The organism is Bradyrhizobium sp. JYMT SZCCT0428, from assembly GCF_018131075.1.
Lineage (GTDB): Bacteria > Pseudomonadota > Alphaproteobacteria > Rhizobiales > Xanthobacteraceae > Bradyrhizobium.
In genome coordinates this window covers 81,785-98,389 of sequence record NZ_JAFCLS010000002.1, presented here as the reverse complement: position 1 = coordinate 98,389, position 16,605 = coordinate 81,785, and the positions used below count along the sequence as shown (strand labels likewise).

The following is a 16,605-nucleotide window of genomic DNA, read 5'->3' as shown; positions in this document are numbered from 1 at the left end:
CTTGGCTTTTCGAGAAGTCTGGCTGGGGAACTAGGATTCGAACCTAGACAAACAGAGTCAGAGTGCATTTCTATAGTTTCAAGTAGTGCCTGCGGCACAAGCACTTCTCACCTACGGGGAAGTCTTGCCGTAACTTTTGCCGTAGCTTTTTTCAACGTCCCTTTGGCATAATCACGCTTGAGATCGCGCACCAGGTCGGGATTATGTTTGGCATAGTACCGTACGGTGGTTGAGATGTCAGCATGGTTGAGCATCTTCGACACCACAGCGATCTTGTCGGGGTGAGCCCAGTAGTACCGCGTTGCTCCGGTGTGGCGCAGGCAGTGCGGGTTCAGATCCGTGACACCAGCCCGGCCGCACGCTTCGGTCCACTTCGTGTAGAAATGATCGTAAGTCATCGGGCGACGCTCGCCCTTGACGTGCTTCACGCCGTTGTACTTCCGGGTACGCTCGGACAGGTAGGTGAACACCGCCATCGGATGCAGCTTTCGCGCCTTGAGCCGTTGCAGCCGTGCCACTTCGGCGGGTCCGATCGGATCGTCGAACAGTTTCTTCTTGCCCTTAAGACTGATCCTGATGGTCTCGCCGGGGAGGTCGACGCGCGGCCAGACCAGGGGTAAGATTTCGTTGATCCGCTTCGGGGCCTCCAGATTGAACTCAGCGACCTCGCGCATGTCATCGTCCAGCTCGGCCCAGATCAGGGCCTGCTCGGTCTCGGTCATGACGCGGATGTCGTGCTCCTCGTCGTCCTTCCTGATCCACGTCGTCCAGTCGAACATGCGGATGGCTGCACCCTTGGCCTTGCCCGCATAGTTTATGACGGTGCGCAGCGTCACCAGCGTGGCCTTGACCGCCCCAGGCGTCAGCGCCCGGTACATCTGATTGCCCTTGGCATCCTTGCCAGCGGCCCGCACGCATTTGGCACGCTCTTTCTTCACCCGGGTGATGTCGTCGGGCGTGATATCCTTAAGCAGTTTGGTCGCACCGATCGCATTGCACAGCCAGTCGAGTCGGAACTTCAATCCGCTCTCGATGTTGCTACTCCCAACATCGGCCCACCACGCATCGCAGGCTGTGCCGAACCGCATCGGACCTAGACCGGCGTCTAGATCTCGGCGCGCATCGACTTTCTTTGCCGCTTTGAGGTCGGCTGCGTACTTTTCCGCCTTCCGCTTGTCGAGAGTTTTGCATGGGCCGTAGTACGGTTGCCCTGCGACATTGAAGCGGTAGAACCAATCATCGGTGTCGCGGCGCCGCTCGATGTTCTTCCCGTGAAGGGGATTATGGTCGCGTTCTCCCCGTGCCATGCTCTCTCTACTTTCTGTTTCGACCGTTCCTGCATATTGCGGAGCAGTGTCATTACGTCATCCAGCGTGAAAATCCGACGCGGTGACTTCTGGCCTTGTCCCTTCTGGTGCCAAGGCAGGTTGCCGTTTTCCATTTCGCGGAACAAGGTCTCGACGTTCATTTCGAGCAGGCGTGCCAGGTCGGGGGTCGAAAGAAAAACCCGGCGCTGGTAAGCCTCGACGAGCGCCGGGGGGACAACTCCATATACATTTCCCCCGGTCATTTGTTCAATTCCGGAGCAGTTTCCCGCAGTAGTTCGGCTGTGGCCCAGTGAGACTTGGAAGGTAGGTTCTTCTCCTGTTCGGGGAACAGGCCCCGGTTCGCAAGAGCCTGCGCGTGGCGCAGGAAACGTTCAGAGAATGTCATTGGTGTACTTCATCACGCAGTAGAGCCACGCAGTGTTTGCGAATAACACTAGCGGGCGGCACCGAAGCTGAACAACTGGTCCAGGCTCAGGGTAGTAGGAGACTCAGCTCCAGAACGAATGGGCGTGGCCCATTCGTTCTGGTGCCGGGGTCAACACGATCGGGGCGTCCTACGGCAGACGATTAATCGTTATCGCCTGGGGGCTTCCATTAGTCGGCAGGCCGGGTAGCGCATCGGCATCATGCCACAACCCCGCTACGAAAACGTGGCCGCCGACGGGCTCCACAATGTCCTGCACCCAAAAGAAGAAGGACTCGTCGTCGAGGTCGCTGAGGGTCCAGGCGTTCACGCAAACCATCGACCGATCGTTATGATATTGCGCGTCGAAGAAACCGTGTTTGATAAGTTCGGCGCTCCCACGGTTCAAATCGTTCGAGTTGTGAAACACCACTATGGCGAGCAATTTTGTCAGCATGTTATTGGCCTCCTTGGTTGGGCGACGTGAGCGCAAGCTTTCCGCAGTTATTGCGGATGTCCGCTCCGGCACCCGGCAAACTTAAGTATTTGGTAGTCTCCTGGCGAGGATTGGTGACGGGGAGTGCATACATACTTCCCCCGAAAATTAAGCGAAGCTGGCTCGTCGATTGATTTCATTAAGCCAACTTGCAAAGCCTATAGTGCTCCAGCGTGGGAGCGCCGGATGGGAAACCACCTGAAGCGATTCAAGCTGAATGACGCTCGCAACCTGATCGGGATCATGAAAAATGGCGAGGCTATGGGCCTCGGTGTAGTTCTCTAGCTGTTGCCGAAAACTGCGACTGTCACCTGCCCAATTCAGGATGTCGGCCGCAAAGGTCCAGGTTGTACGTCCCTGAAACCAGTTCGATGGCAAAGGGGGAGGGAATTTTCCGCGCCACCGGGCTAATGCGATGAGCTGCGGGTCAACACCAGCAATCGAGCGCAAATAGGGGGTTGGAATAGGGGACCAGGGTGGGGCGGACGCCAACCCATGTCGAACCATCATCATCATTTCGCGGTCGCCGTTGAACCTGACGTTCATCACTATCTTGCCAGCTGGTGGGGCGCGAAGCGCCCCACCGTGTCTGCCAGTCTACCACTCTGCCACCTCAAATTTTGTTCAATTCAAGAGAGGAGGCAGAGAGGGGATAGGAAGCAGAAGGGACCTGGCAGCTTACCAGCTTGGCATGCCCAATCGCTCTGCTGATCACTGGCGATAGCGCAGGCGAGACCCGATCGGGCAAAAGTGGATCGTCAGCATCGTCAGGTGTACGGCGTTCAAACTCAGCCCGTAGCTCGTCCGGGGACGCGCTAAGCCACGTCTCGTGTTCGCGCCAGACCCACAGGCATTTCCTTCCCCGCTTTCCGCCCAGATTGATCCGCCCGTCGGGGATTCTGCGAGCCCCGGCCCGCTTAAGTGCAAGTTCGGCTGTCCGCCGACCGTTTTTCCGACCGGTGCGTTCCGCCACGGCTTCCATTACCTCATCGACATGGAATACAGCCCTGTGGAACGGCTGCGCCCGATCCTCCTGAAGCTCCGATATGGCCGCAGTGAGTGTGTCATTGCTCAAGGCCTCAAGATCAAGTTTTGCTTCGGTCATCGGTGGTTCTGCATCGGGCTTGAATCCAGAGAGATCGACGCTCAACAAGAAATGCTTTACAGCTGCGACGACGCTATCCGACAGCCCCTCGGTCCAAAGCTGATCGTAATAATCCGATGAGCGGCGCTGCGCGTCGACCTTGACAATGAATAGCCTACGGTCACGACGATCGATCACGAGAGGCCGATCCAAGTTGGTGTAGATGAAGAGCGCCCTCGGGGTACGAACCTCGAATTCGTCGACGCCCTTCCGCTCGACCTCCACCTTTTCTTCGCTGATCCAGCGCTTGATCCGCTGGTTGGACCCCGCCTTCTCCGCAATGTCGAGCTCGTCCAGCACCAGGATCTGGACGTTTCCGCAGCTCGCCTGCCAGCGCTCGTTGATAATGCCTCCGAAACGCTCACGAACATTGTGGTCGCCGAACAGTCGCTTCAGGAGGGCCGCGACGACTCCCTTGCCGATGCCCGGTTCGCTCTGGATCATCACCGCCGATTTGATCTTCACTGACGGTTTCTGGACGGAGTGTGCCAGGTATTGGATGAACCATGCACAGTGGGCATCGTCTGGAATCAACAGGCTGAAGTGACTCAGCCATATCGTCGGATCGCCTTCCTTGGCCTCTACGCCTCCGTTCCGCCACAGGTTCAACACCTGCCAGTCGTCAGGTCCGCACACCGGCGCAACGTTCCCAGGAAGATAGTCGGTCTCGTGGACGATCAAAGAGGTGCTGGAAAGCGAGAATTTCTCAGCGGCGTTGCGCCCGATATTCCTAGCGTAGAACCTATTGAAAGTCGCGGTGGTCATGTCGTGCATCCCGGCATACTCGTGGAACAAGCCGGTTTTGGCATCGAGGACAAGCTCGCGCTGAAGCTCCACAAGGGAGGGGGACTGCCCAAGCAGTACGGTCGGCGACTTCATGCGCGAATTGTATCGGAACGAACAGCTGCTGCAGCCATCAAACTCCTTAGAGATCGATTCGCATTTCCGTGGCGGGAACTCGGCAGCCCGTTCGACTTTCTTCTCTGATTCATTCTGGTCATAACGCGGATCGCGGCTCGACAGCCGATGAAATACCTCCCGTCCCATGGGCTGACGAGCCAGGATGTCGGCCAGGATTTTCCACCATGGCTCGGGCAGGCGGTCTGCCTGCTCGTCACATGCCGCAACGAACCTGCAGCCGGCGAGGAGGGCCCGCATACTCTCGATTTCGTCGGCCTTATCCGGGTCCGCCGCGTTGAAGAACTCGTTCTTCAACTCATCAGCGAGGAGCTTGCTTCCGTCCGTGCGGGCTGTGGGCCGAGATTTTGGTTTCGGCGGAGCGAACCGGGCCAGCTCGGCCGGCGTCCAGCGACGCACTGGGTGGTATTGGAGCAGCGTGGCCGGGCGCGGGTCCTCGAACTTGAAGTTCAGTGTCCCGATGGCTCGGTAAACCCGCCCCAGATCGCTCGTCTTATCGAGTTGGAGGTCATGGGATTTAAAGGCTTCAATAGCTTTGGCATTCCAAGCCTCCATGGCTGACGCGATCCATTCGCGGTCGGAGTCGTTGCCGATCGTGAAGGGCTCCGTAAACAGCCACTGAAAATAAGCGCCGCCACCTGAAGAAATGACGATGGTCGGCGGCGGGAGCCCGGCTGCGCTCAGGATTTCGAGTGCCTGCTCAATACTGTCCGGAAAGCGTGCCGCCTTCTTATGAACGCCGTGTGCCAGGTCGACATCGAGGGTGAAGCCAGGAACGGCAATGGCGCTGTCGTTGGTCCGCGTTTCCGAATCGTTGTGAAGCGCCCACGAGATGTACGTGTGGCAATTCCGACCTTTCTCGATAATCAACTTTGCAGCGGCCTCAGTTTCGGAAACGGGAAAACGCTGGTGCCGACGGTCGGGCAACGTAAAGATAACGATGCTCCCTGTCGTTGCTCCGCCATACAACGTCTTGAGGTAGTTTACCAACGTCGTTGTCGGATCTTCGCCGTTGAACAGATCCAAATCGGAATCGTGCTCGATTACTTCGAATTCGGCGGGGGGTGACTCGTTGTTAGACGAACTCCATGTCTTGTTCATTACTCATCAGGGACCTTCAACTGTTACCTCACCGCCAATGGTCCTTCGTCGGCTGTGAGGTTTGCTTCATGGCCAACCAGCCATGAGTAAGTGATCATTTCCGATACTTAATCGCCACATCACTAATCTCGGGGATGTAGTAGTCCCCCGGCGTCCGATTCTCTGGCTTGCAATGGGGGGTACGAGGTCCTGCCCCCCAACCGTGCTTATGCCTTTCACCACATTTCGGGCAGTCAATTTCGACGCCGTCGTGGTCGGATGGACCCGGATTTCGCGTCTTTAGCCGAGCAACCACGCTGGCAACCGGGATTTCGCGATCGCCATCAGCGTAGTGAACAAGTTGGCAGCCGAATGGAGCAGCGGATGGATTATTTTTGCAGAAGCACATCGAGATCTCCTTAACACCGGAGGATGATCGATGGTTCTGTTCTCCAGGCGTTTCCTTGTGAAAAAGCGACGCGGCGTCCCTGGAAGGGACCCGGAGAAGGCGACCAACGCGAACCAGTGAAATGTTTTTGGCCCGCAATCTGCGACGAACAGTCAGGGACGAAATGCCAAGCTTCGAGGCGATCTCTTGAATAGTCAGCAGGTCTTCCAACTTCACTCTCGCAAACCGGCTTCGAGGCCGTGAACCCGAGATGGTAATTGAAGCTCAAGAACACAAGGGGCTTCGACACTGCCTGTCAGGTGGTCCTGTCAACGTCGCCGTCTGCATCCGGCTGGAATGCGGTACCGAATGGAAAGAAGCTGGAGCCCCACGATTATACTGAGGCACTCCGCCATCATTTGGCATCCCACAGCGCTTTCCATTGCGCTCTCGTACTGCGTCCCTCCTGAGCGCCGCAGTCTCGCGCGGCCCCCGTTGCCTCGACCTCCGCCAGAACGTGAAAGCTGCCTGACCCAGAGCGGAAGACGAGATAGGTCGTCCCGGAGTTGCCCACGAATGTCTTAGTCTCGAGCCCAACCCCACTGCGCTTCGGGGTGAGACGCGGCGATGCAAGTTGCAGGACTTTGGGTTGTCGCCGGGCCAGTTGGACGGCCAGGAGGCGTCGGATCGCTTCGGGGCGCCCCGGGTTTTCCTTCTGCTCCGCAATCCAGAAATTGAGCGCTTCGAATAGGTCAGGGGGTAGACGCAGCCCGATTGGCTCGGCGTTCGTAGGCGGTCGACCCCGTCCTTTTTTTCCTTTGATATTGTTTATTCGCATAGAAACTAAATCCCGATATTGGATGTTAATCTGAGAGTGGTGACCGCGCGAGGCGGCCTCGCCAGTTTGAGAACCATTCCCAATATTGATCAAAACCGAAGGTGTTTTCAATGAAAGCAGACGAAATCGAACTGATCCGTGCCCTGGCCGAGGCGCTGGCACTCGAGTACGCGGACGTCGACGACGAAGATCTCTCCAGTATCCACGAGGGCATCGATCTTCTGACCCGCGCGCAGCAGTGTATCGAATGTTGCGGCCGTCAGTGTCCCGATCCCGTTGCAGATATAGTGCAGCTTTACCACCGGCGTGTTCAGTCATGACCATGGCCTATTCATGTAAGCGCCTGGACGCAAATGCTTTCGTTGATTTTAAGATGGAGTGAGAGAATGTTGTTGAAGCTTTTTGCGGTTCGCACTTTCGACACCAAAGAGGCTGTCGGTTTCTTTTGGACGCGGGACCTTGAGACTCTGTCGTTCATGGTGGATGCGGCAATCGATCCCGGTACCTGTGAGTATTGTTTAATCGACGCGCCCGCTGCCGTGATGTGGCTGGGCGACGCACCTGCGATGGGCGTCGAACGGGAGGACATCGAGGACCAGATCGATGATCGCGGGGCAATGAAACGCGGTGTATCGTTTGAATTTGCGCTCGAGGATGTCCTTTACGGCTACGGCGAGATCGTGAGTTGGACAGAACTGGCATAGTTGGAGAGGGCCCTAGAGACACTGGACCGCTCAAAGATCCGGCTGATGCCACTTGGGCCTCAGCCGGATCCGATGCCAATGCCGTACGGGCGGCGCAGAGCCGTTGAGCAAGTCATAGGATTGAGCGAGCATCGCTGCTTCGAGATATCAATCGAACTTCTGATGCACGCGGGTTTCAGGCCCCGCCCGGCAGCCGCAGTCCCCCGCCCATTGATGGTCCACCGTGACGTCGAAGGGGTGGAGGCTTTTATGGGGACAACGATCGCATCGCGCCGGCATAGTGCTGCGGAGATCACGCTAAAAATTTTTTAAATTCGGACACTAGTACTGGTCCAGAGTGCCTATTCACCAGGAGCGCTAGGCCCGTTCTTCATTACCGCCGTAGAATCAAGGTCCTCCAGGAACTCGAAGGCAGGCGCGACACCCGAAACCGGTGGATGATCCCGAGCGCGGGTACAGGCCACATAAAGTAGGATGGCTCGGTATCGTGGGCTTCCTGTAGATCAGTCTGTTGTCGTCGTTGGCCATCACGGCACGGTACGAAACTCCAGCCCGTTGCCGGATAGATCGTCGCGCGACAGAACGAATGCCTGAAATGAGTCCCAGCGCCGCCTTGGCTCGTACGGCAGCTGTTGGCGCAAAGCGGTCGTTGGGCTGTGCGAAATTAGATTTCGCGGGTTTTCATCGGTTTGACCTAGCTGAAATTTGTCCATGATGGATTGGTTTCAATTAGTTAGAAAGCGGCGTGTGCATCGGGAGATCAAAGAAAAGTTAGCGACAACCAACGTGGACAATGCGCTGCATTCCTTGATCGCCGCAAACCCAAATGGTCGCGCAGTGTCGTTCCGTGACGGTCGCGGAGCGCTAGTTCCGCTGAGCGGTCCAGTACCCTGAACAGCGTGAACTTCCCGAATAGCCGCTCCATTTGCCGCCGCCGGTATTGGCCAACTCGGTCCAATGAACTGTCCAAAGATGGTTGCGCCGCAAAGGAGCTGTCGCAACGCGATTGAACGCAGGTCCCCAGTTTAGGAGGGAGCTGTCTTTCAGACCGTGATGCGCTTCGGGACATTTGGCTCGCCGGGTGCCGATCTTTGTCGTGCGGGCTGTCCTTCATGTCACGCATTCAACTCGAAGACCGTCTGCTACCGCACGCTCGTGAAACCTTTGCAGTCGTCTCAAGCAGGCGCTCGATCGCCTGAGATCCAGCTTGTCCAACATCCGTGCGAGCGCCTACCAGCGTGACCGCGGCGATGGCTTCATTCTGCAGATCAAGAATGGGAGCGCTGATGGCGGCGAGGCCGGGGACAACGGTCGAGTCCGTGGTGTCGTAACCGCGTTTTCGGATACGTGCGAACCTTTCGGCTAACTTGTTGACGGAATCGTCCCCATGCCCAGGAGCATTGGAAGCGATCAACCGGTCTCTGATGCGAGCGGGGGTGAATGCGAGAATGGCGCGTCCGGACGCCGATCCTGTCAGCGGCAACACTGATCCTACGGCAAGCGTCGTAAAAAAGGGCACATAGCTGCGCTCCCAGCGAATGATCGTAGGGCCCCGATCGCCTAGAACAGTAAGCAACGCGGTCAAGCCGGTCGCGGCGACCAATTCCGGCATTGCTTCGCTCGCAAGACGCAGCGGGTCAACGCGCGCAAGGGCAGAGGCGCCAATACGGATTGCGTTTGGTCCGAGGTCGTACAGGCCCGTAGCCTTGTTCTGAATGGCTAGGCCACTTGCGATAAGGCTCGCCAAGTAGCGATGTACGAGACTTGGCGGCATATTGATCGTTTTGGCCAAATCGCGCAATTGAGCGCCTTGTCCAGCCTCCACGAGCGCCATGAGGACTTCTGCTGCTTTGTCGGCTGATTGAATGCCGCGGCGTTCCTTAGCCCCTCTACTCAAGGCCGATGATCGTCGCCCTTCGGTCCGACGCTTTGTTCGACCAGGCTGCTTTCGTTGTCCCGTCAAGCCCATTCCGACTCCTGTCGAGTATTCTGCAAGACACTCGCTCAGTGTATCCTGAACTTCAACGCCTGAGGGTTCTACGGAGACTGGATGCTACGCCCATCAGCCCAAAACGCCGGATCTGCCGGAGGTTTTCGAGAGCGGATTGTCAAGGGAATGCCGGTGAAATGGCAGCAATAGACTGACGCGGGTTTGCGTTAGCTGTTTTGGGTTAGAATCTCGGCCATGCGTTCGCCGATGAGTACGCAGGTCGCCATCGTCGCCACGCTCACGATTTTGGGCATGATCGAGGCATCCGCGACACGAAGGCCTCGCACACCATTGACCCGGAGCTTTGCGTCGACGACAGCTCCGCTGTCGTTGCCCATGCGACACGTACCGGCTTCGTGGAAATAAGTCGTCGCACCCTTGCGTACGAAATCGGCCATTTCCGCTTTGTCCAACTTTTTGCCAGGTGCGACTTCGCGCTTTGCAAAAGGTTTCATCGCCTTTGAGTTTCCGAGTTCGCGGCACACTTCAATACCCGCCGCCAACGCAGCAAGATCGTCCGGGTGGCTGAGAAACTTCGCGTGAAGGATCGGCTTGTCTGCTGGATTGGTAGACCTAAGGCGCAGGAGGCCACGGCTCTTCGGCGCGACAAGACCTGCACACAGCGCCCAGGACGTCGGCGGAGGGGTGTATTCCTTCGCTACGACATCGCTCGCATAGGGCAACTCAATCTGGACGATGTTGATGTCCGGCGACGCAAAAGATGACTGGCTCTTCCAGAACCCAGCCACGTTTGCACCGCTATTCTGCATTTGAAATGGCTCCGGAGCCTCCCAAAGACAACCGCCGTGCAGAATGTGGTCTTGGAAGTTGGCGCCAACTTCCGGCGAGTCAACCAACGTCTTGATTCCAAGCGCCTTCAGGCTCGCTTCTTCGCCGACCCCGCTCAACATCAATATCTTGGCGCTGTTCATTCCGCCTGCACACAGGATCACCTCCTTTGTCGCGGAGATTGTAGTGACCCTATCGCCGAGATCGACCTCAACGCCGGTAGCCCTACCGCCTTCCAATATGACGCGGTGCACGAGGGCCTTAGTCAGGAGAGTGACGTTTTCCTGTCCGAGCACGTCATACAGATAGGCGCGCGCCATGCTGCGGCGCTGACCGTCGCGGATGATCTGATTCATGTACGCGAAGCCGCCCGCTGCTTCCTCTCGCGCACCATTCTGATCCGGCAAGACCGGAAAATTGAGTTCCTTTGCCGCTTCCAGGAGTGCAGGAGCGATCAAAGGAGGACTAGCCGATGGCTGACACCAGACGGGGCCATCTTTGCCTCGATAGCGAGCGTCTGCCGGACCCTGCCAATTTTCTACTTTTCGAAAGACGTCCAGTGCGTGTTTGTATCCCCACGCAGGATCTCCCGTGAGTTCTGCCCAGTGATCGAGATCAGTCTTGAATGGACGTGCCCAGATCGTTGCGTTGATGCTGCTTCCACCGCCAACCACGCGCCCCATGTGCTCTGGGATGGCGCGCCCGTTCACGGTCGGAGAGGGCTCCGCGACTACACCCCAGTCCCGCTCTGTTCCCAGATTGGTGAACCATACTTTCGGATCAAGCACAGAAGGTGCTGTGTCCCAATCGCCCGCCTCCAGAACCAGAATATTGGCTAACTTGTTTGCCGCGAGGCGTCCGACCAGCGCGGAGCCCGCGCTTCCCGTGCCGCAAACGATGTAATCGTAGCCCGCCTGCAAATTCTTGCGCCGGGCATCTTGATTGGAACGAATATCGTCAAGCTGATCCGCCAATGCTGACAGAGTTGGGCCGGCAATGCCCATTGCTGCAGCCAGGGCCACGAAGGTTCGACGGCTGATCTTGTTGGTCAGGTAGCGAACCTCAAGCTGGTTAAGGCTGTTTGCGTCTTTCGGATAATCACGGCTCATAACGGGCTCCTCCCTAAAAATCTCGTGCCTTCTTTCGAGGCCTCTATTTGCGATGAAGCTCGAAGGCAGCCTCAGCGAGAACGGAGCCTTGGTGCTCTTCGTTTACAACGATAACCTATTAGACAAGACATTGTCTATAATGCAAGAACCTCTGCCCATTGGGTGGTCGGATTGCGGATGGGCAAGTGGCGGCAGGCCACGAAGTGTTAGAAGCGGTAGTTCTCAAACGGTCTCCAATCGATTCAACCGAACTGTTCTGCGCGCGGCCTATCCGGTGGTCGCGGAAATCCATTCTCGACCGCTAAGGGAGAGGCCATCGCGATCATGCCGGCGGGCGCGATGGCACCGCAGACGACTATGTCAATCGCGCCATGCCGTTCTCGGCTCCCCAATCCCTGACGCCGGAAGAAGTCTATTCGGTAGTGGCCTATCTGCTCTACATCAACGACATCGTGCCGCGCGATGCCGTGATGAACGCACAGGAGATTCCGCGGCCGGCTTCATCGCCGATGGACGGCCTGATACACAAGACCTGAAGGGCAGTCGCGATTGCAATTGACGCAGCGGGCGGGAAACCGGCGCCTACTGACTCTCGCGAATGCCGGCCGCTTCGATCACCGACTTCCACTTCGAGGACTCCGCGGCGAGGTGCGCGGCCAGTTCCTCTGAGCTGGACGCAATGACGCGGCCGGACACGAGAGTGATTTTTTTCTGCACATCGGGATCGGCGAGGACTTTGCGCAAGTCGATGGTAAGCTTTGCCGTGATCGCGGATGGCACTTTGGCCGACGTGAAAAGCGCCCACCAGTTGCCCATCTCGTAGCCGGGGATGCCGGCTTCGGCGACGGTCGGGACATCAGGCAGTGTCGCCAGGCGTACCTTGGTGGTGACCGCAATGGCGCGGACAGTCTTGGCTTCGATCTGTGGGAGTGCTGTCGACGCGTTGTCGAACATGACGTCCATGCGGCCGGCGATGAGGTCCGTGAGGGCGGGATTGCTGCCGCGATACGCGACATGCACGAGGTCAACTTTGGCCTGTTGTTTGAAAAGTTCGGCCGCCAGATGCAGCGATGAGCCGATTCCCGCCGACGCGTAGTTCAGGGGAGCAGCCTTCGCCTTGGCGATGAGGTCAGCCAAAGTCTCAACGTTCGAAGTGGCGGGCACGATCACAATGTTGGGGGTCTCGAGCGCCAGCGTGAGCGGAGCCAGGTCCTTGGCCGGGTCGAAGGGCATGCTCTTGTAGAGAAATGGATTGATCGCGACGGCGATCGCACCGAGTACCAGCGTATGGCCGTCTGGCTCCGCCTTCACGGCAGCGTTGATGCCGCTATTGGAGCCGGCACCCGCCATGTTCTCAACAATGATCGTCTTGCCATAGAGTGTTCCGAGCTTGTCGGCGATGGTGCGCCCGATGATGTCGGCGGCGCCGCCTGCGGCGAACGGCACGATCAGCCGCATCGGCTTGCTTGGAAACTCCTGCGCGCCGGCTGGCCGGCAAGCCAGCACGGACAGGGCAGCTGCGGCAAGAATGTGGCGGCGGGAAATGGACAGCATAACTGGAGGCTCGCTTGTCAGTCGATCGATGAGGGATGTTTGGAGAGGGGTGTCACATTGATCTTCAGGTAAGGCCACAGCGGCAGCCGGGTCAGCGTCTCGTGGAGCGCATCATGGCTCTCAGCATCGAAGATCGAGACGTTGGCGAAGCGGCCGGTCACGCGCCAGAGGTGCCGCCACTTTCCCTCTCGCTGCAGCTCCTGCGCATATTTGCGCTCTGCCGCAATCAGCGCCTCGGTCTTTTCCGCTCCGAGATCCGAGGGTAGCTCCACTGTCATCTCCACCATGTACAGCATGACCTCACCCGGCTTTCCTAGATGGACGACCGCGGTCGCGGCGATAGAAGTCGAACTTATCTGGATCGATCGTAACGCCGGTGCCTGGACCCTTTGGCAGGTGGATGGCGAAGTCGTGCATCGCCAACGGCGTTGCAATAATGTCGTGCTGCAGTAGCCGTGGTCCGAACAACTCGCATGCCCAGGCGAGATGGCTGAAGGTCGCGAACAGCTGCAGATATCCTGCTGTGCCGACACCCGTTTCCAGCATGCATCCGCCGTAAAGTCCGACGCCCGCCGCATCCGCAATCGCAGCCACACGCCGTGTTTCGGCGTAGCCGCCGGATTTCGTCACCTTGAGCGCGAATGCGTCGGCAGCGCGCAGGCGGACATGCGCGAGGGCGTCATGGCAGGAGGCGACGCCTTCGTCCGCCATGATGACGGTGCCGGTGGCGGTTGCCGACAAGCGGGCCATACCCTCCACATTCCAGCGCGGCAGAGGCTGCTCGACCAGGACAACGCCGGCACCCGCAAGCTTCGGCAGCAAGCGGCAGGCGGTGGGTTCGTCCCATGCCTGATTGAGATCGACGCGGATCGATGCGCGGCCGGCAAAGGCATGCGCCAGCTTCACGGCATGCGTCGTATCGCGCTCGGCATCACCAAAGCCAATCTTGATCTTGAAGTGCCGGTGGCGGCGGTTTTCCAGCATCTCCTCGCCTTCCGCGATGTCACGGTCGGTGTCTCCGGATGCAAGTGTCCAGATGAGTTCGAGCGACTGCGTCTGCGCACCGCCCAACAGCTCCGCGACGCTGACGCCGCTCGCGCGGGCGACCAGATCATGCACGGCCATTACCACGGCAGCGCGCGCGAACGCATTGCCACGCACCGCCTGTGCAACGCGCGTCTCGATAGCATTCAGATTGCGCGCATTCTGGCCGATGAGCACGGGTGCGATGTAGCCGTCGATCGTGGCTTTGATACCTTCCGTCGACTCCTCGCCCCAGCGAGGTCCGCCGATGGTCGCGGCCTCGCCAATACCCATAGCGCCGTCCGCGAAGACGCGAACGATGACGTAGTTCTGCTCCGCAACTGTGGCAAACGCCAGCTTGTGTGGGCGCGTCGTCGGGACATCGACCAGTATCGCCTCAATCCGATCGATAATCATCCGACCCTGTCCCTCGACGCTGTATTCATTTTCCCGCCGTCGTCTCCCACCACAATTAGCCCATCCGCAAAAGAACGATATCGAAGCGCGCCGCTAGCGCATCGCCCGCCTTGTCCAGCCCTACGATGCTTTTCGACTTCGACGCCCAGGGATCCCTGGCGATCTCGGGATCGCCCGTGAAATAGATCTGTGTGATCAGTGGCACGGTACCGTTATGGCTTGTCATCAGGTGGATGTGGGAGGGACGCAACAAGCCATCGAACGACTCGAAGCCTGGCAATTGCGGCGGTATGCGGTATTTGCCTGGTACGATCGTCTCGACTGAGTATTTGCCGTTGGCATCGGACTTGACGAGGCCGCGATACCTGTACTCGTTGGGCATCAAAGTCTGGAACGGGTTCTCCAGGTCGTATTTGCCGGCGTCGTCTGCGTTCCAGAAGTCGAGGATGACGCCCTCCACGGGCTTGCCGTCAGTATCACGAACCGTTCCGGAAACCGCGACTTTGCGCCCGTTGGCGCCCTTGGGAACGAGGCTTGTATTGAACGGCGCGCCTGCACGCCAGAACGGGCCCAGAATGTCATTCGCTGTCGCGACCAGCGGCTTCGGCAGGGCGTGTGCCGGCTTGTCGTTGATGAGGTCGATACCTGGAGTAGGCGCCAGCCTCATGCCGGGTAGCAGGCGCGGGGCCGCAGCAGCCGACGTGGCAACCGAGCCGACGCTGGCGATTCCGAGCGCGAGTAGAATCGAGCGCCGTGTGGCGCGGTCGAATTCTACGTCATGGTGATGGTGTTCATCGTCCTGCATGGCGGTTGCCTCCGTCCCGGACCGCGCGGCTGTCTCGCCTGCGTTTGGTCGGTGGCAGCCTGCAGCTTTCGGAGCTATTGGACAATCCGCAGTAGACTATCTGATCGATAAGAATTTATAATTCCTCATGGATTTACGGCGTTTGACATACTTTCTGGCGGTCGCCGAGCACGGCAGCATGGCCAAGGCGGCCGTCGCCCTCGAGGTTTCGCAGCCGACGCTGTCGCAGCAGATCGGCGCGCTCGAGCGCGACCTGGCAAGCGTGCTGTTCGACCGTACCGGGCGCGGCATGCAGTTGACCGAACCAGGGCGAGTGCTGTGCGACCACGCCCGCCGGTTACTGGCCAACGCCGAGGCGGCCCGCATCGCGATTGCCGAACTCGAGAGTGGCAGAGGCGGCATGCTGTCCGTCGGCATAATCCATACCTACAGCACGGCCTTCCTTCCAAAGGTCATCGCGGCATTCGGCAAGTTTCATCCGGGCGTCAGCCTCAAGGTCGAAGAGGCAACAGCACTTGGTGTCGAGCGTGCAATTCTTGCGGGCAGGCTGGACGTCGGTATCGCGTTCGCTCCTCCGGAACATCCGGAATTGGGCGTTGACGTGCTGTTCGAGGAGCGTCTTGCGCTGGTCCTTGCCAAAGGTCACGCATGGTCGTCGCGCCGCTCCATACCCATCACCTCTCTCAGGCAAATTCCTCTTGCCCTGCTGACGAGTGCTTTCGCGACGCGGCGGATTCTGGAAGCCGCGCTCGGCCCCGGCAGCAAGCTCGACATCAAGGTAGAGATGAACTCGGTCGAGGCTCTGATCGAGCTCGCCAAGGATGGCGGTTTCCCGACCGTGCTTGCGGATCGCAGTCTCGGCAGCCGCAAGGATCTTACCGTCGTGCCGATAGGGCCACCGTGGATCAAACGTTCCGGCGCTTTGCTATGGGACGCGCATCGCTATCAGACAGCGGCTGCGCGGGCCTTCATGGCCGTCGTTCGCCAGCACATGCGCTTTGTATCTTCGTGATAGTCATCGCTCGAGGGAAGAGGGTGATGCTAACCTAGTAGAGCGGCCTGCGGCGCCTGAGAGGGCCGCCTTCGACCGTCTCTGCGACATTTGGCCAAACGTCAATGTCCGCTAAGTGCGAGACGAGTCAGGAGTCAGAGCGATCCCCAACGCATTCGGGAGAGAGCCTGAGCAGCGGTTCCCAACACTGCTCCGATCGATGTTCGGTATACGGCACCGTCAACGCAGCGATCGCGCAACCCTAGGAAACCAACATAGGAGGCATAGAGGCCACGGACCTGAACGCTCGGAATCGATTCAAAGCCGCGCACCCTCACCATATCCAGCGTTGCACTGATTTGCGGATCGGCCTGATCCGGCCGCGGGGCAAACGATTCCTCGATACGGGCTTGCGGCGTCGGCTGGCTTTGCGCGCCACAAGTTCATGTACTGTTAAACAACATATTCTCTATTTTGCAAGAGTCGGTGCAGCCTTGCGCCGCCGACCTTCGCCCAGGCCGGCAGACCGTCCCGGGCTGCGCGTAGCTCAACTTCATGTTGCTCTCTTCGAGAGCAGGCATTCAGCTTGCGACGTCGCGGCCACGCAATTTCCTCTGGGCTCGGACGA

At 58.7% G+C, this 16,605-nt stretch carries 15 protein-coding genes; 4 read left to right on the top strand and 11 right to left on the bottom strand.

Going from position 1 to position 16,605, the window contains the following annotated elements:
- Nucleotides 1–107: 107 nt before the first annotated feature.
- The 5 genes from xerC to JQ575_RS46355 form a co-directional block, all read right to left on the bottom strand.
- Nucleotides 108–1,307, bottom strand: coding sequence for a tyrosine recombinase XerC (gene xerC / locus JQ575_RS02315; RefSeq protein ID WP_212031679.1), 1,200 nt, complete (start codon nucleotides 1,305–1,307; stop codon nucleotides 108–110).
- Nucleotides 1,308–1,882: 575 nt separating this feature from the next.
- Complete coding sequence (locus tag JQ575_RS02310; RefSeq protein ID WP_212031678.1) at nucleotides 1,883–2,188, bottom strand: hypothetical protein; 306 nt, start codon at nucleotides 2,186–2,188, stop codon at nucleotides 1,883–1,885.
- A gap of 147 nt (nucleotides 2,189–2,335) precedes the next feature.
- Entirely contained in the window at nucleotides 2,336–2,773 is a 438-nt protein-coding gene (locus tag JQ575_RS02305) for a hypothetical protein (protein ID WP_212031677.1), read from the bottom strand.
- 67 nt (nucleotides 2,774–2,840) lie between these two features.
- Nucleotides 2,841–5,390, bottom strand: a complete 2,550-nt coding sequence (locus tag JQ575_RS02300) for a primase-helicase family protein (protein WP_212031676.1) — start codon at nucleotides 5,388–5,390, stop codon at nucleotides 2,841–2,843.
- Nucleotides 5,391–5,484: 94 nt separating this feature from the next.
- A complete protein-coding gene (locus JQ575_RS46355) occupies nucleotides 5,485–5,994 on the bottom strand; it encodes an excisionase family DNA-binding protein (RefSeq protein WP_409364755.1) in 510 nt (169 codons plus the stop codon).
- Nucleotides 5,995–6,705: 711 nt separating this feature from the next.
- Here JQ575_RS46355 and JQ575_RS02290 point away from each other — a divergent pair.
- A complete protein-coding gene (locus JQ575_RS02290; RefSeq protein ID WP_212031674.1) occupies nucleotides 6,706–6,915 on the top strand; it encodes a hypothetical protein in 210 nt (69 codons plus the stop codon).
- Between the two features lie 66 nt (nucleotides 6,916–6,981).
- Nucleotides 6,982–7,299, top strand: coding sequence for a hypothetical protein (locus JQ575_RS02285; protein ID WP_212031673.1), 318 nt, complete (start codon nucleotides 6,982–6,984; stop codon nucleotides 7,297–7,299).
- A gap of 1,123 nt (nucleotides 7,300–8,422) precedes the next feature.
- On the opposite strand, the gene JQ575_RS02280 is transcribed toward JQ575_RS02285, so the two are convergent.
- Both JQ575_RS02280 and JQ575_RS02275 read right to left on the bottom strand, forming a co-directional pair.
- Complete coding sequence (locus JQ575_RS02280) at nucleotides 8,423–9,268, bottom strand: IclR family transcriptional regulator (protein WP_283842572.1); 846 nt, start codon at nucleotides 9,266–9,268, stop codon at nucleotides 8,423–8,425.
- A 188-nt stretch (nucleotides 9,269–9,456) separates the two neighbouring features.
- The gene (locus JQ575_RS02275; protein ID WP_212031671.1) at nucleotides 9,457–11,187 is read right to left on the bottom strand and encodes a GMC family oxidoreductase; all 1,731 of its coding nucleotides are present in this window, start codon (nucleotides 11,185–11,187) and stop codon (nucleotides 9,457–9,459) included.
- Between the two features lie 371 nt (nucleotides 11,188–11,558).
- Here JQ575_RS02275 and JQ575_RS02270 point away from each other — a divergent pair, with 371 nt between their 5' ends.
- Nucleotides 11,559–11,723, top strand: a complete 165-nt coding sequence (locus JQ575_RS02270; RefSeq protein ID WP_212031670.1) for a hypothetical protein — start codon at nucleotides 11,559–11,561, stop codon at nucleotides 11,721–11,723.
- Between the two features lie 46 nt (nucleotides 11,724–11,769).
- Here the strand turns inward: JQ575_RS02270 and JQ575_RS02265 are convergent, their stop codons facing one another.
- The 4 genes from JQ575_RS02265 to JQ575_RS02250 all read right to left on the bottom strand — a co-directional run bounded on the left by JQ575_RS02265 (nucleotide 11,770) and on the right by JQ575_RS02250 (nucleotide 14,986).
- Entirely contained in the window at nucleotides 11,770–12,645 is an 876-nt protein-coding gene (locus tag JQ575_RS02265; RefSeq protein ID WP_212031669.1) for a tripartite tricarboxylate transporter substrate binding protein, read from the bottom strand.
- Between the two features lie 113 nt (nucleotides 12,646–12,758).
- A complete protein-coding gene (gene catC, locus JQ575_RS02260; protein ID WP_212031668.1) occupies nucleotides 12,759–13,037 on the bottom strand; it encodes a muconolactone Delta-isomerase in 279 nt (92 codons plus the stop codon).
- Nucleotides 13,038–13,041: 4 nt separating this feature from the next.
- Nucleotides 13,042–14,181 (bottom strand): muconate cycloisomerase family protein, encoded by a 1,140-nt coding sequence (locus JQ575_RS02255; protein ID WP_212031667.1) that lies wholly within the window; start codon nucleotides 14,179–14,181, stop codon nucleotides 13,042–13,044.
- Nucleotides 14,182–14,236: 55 nt separating this feature from the next.
- On the bottom strand, nucleotides 14,237–14,986 hold the full coding sequence (locus JQ575_RS02250) for a hypothetical protein (protein ID WP_212031666.1): 750 nt from the start codon (nucleotides 14,984–14,986) through the stop codon (nucleotides 14,237–14,239).
- A gap of 127 nt (nucleotides 14,987–15,113) precedes the next feature.
- Here JQ575_RS02250 and JQ575_RS02245 point away from each other — a divergent pair, with 127 nt between their 5' ends.
- Nucleotides 15,114–15,998 (top strand): LysR substrate-binding domain-containing protein, encoded by an 885-nt coding sequence (locus JQ575_RS02245; protein ID WP_283842571.1) that lies wholly within the window; start codon nucleotides 15,114–15,116, stop codon nucleotides 15,996–15,998.
- The last annotated feature ends 607 nt before the right edge of the window (nucleotides 15,999–16,605 follow it).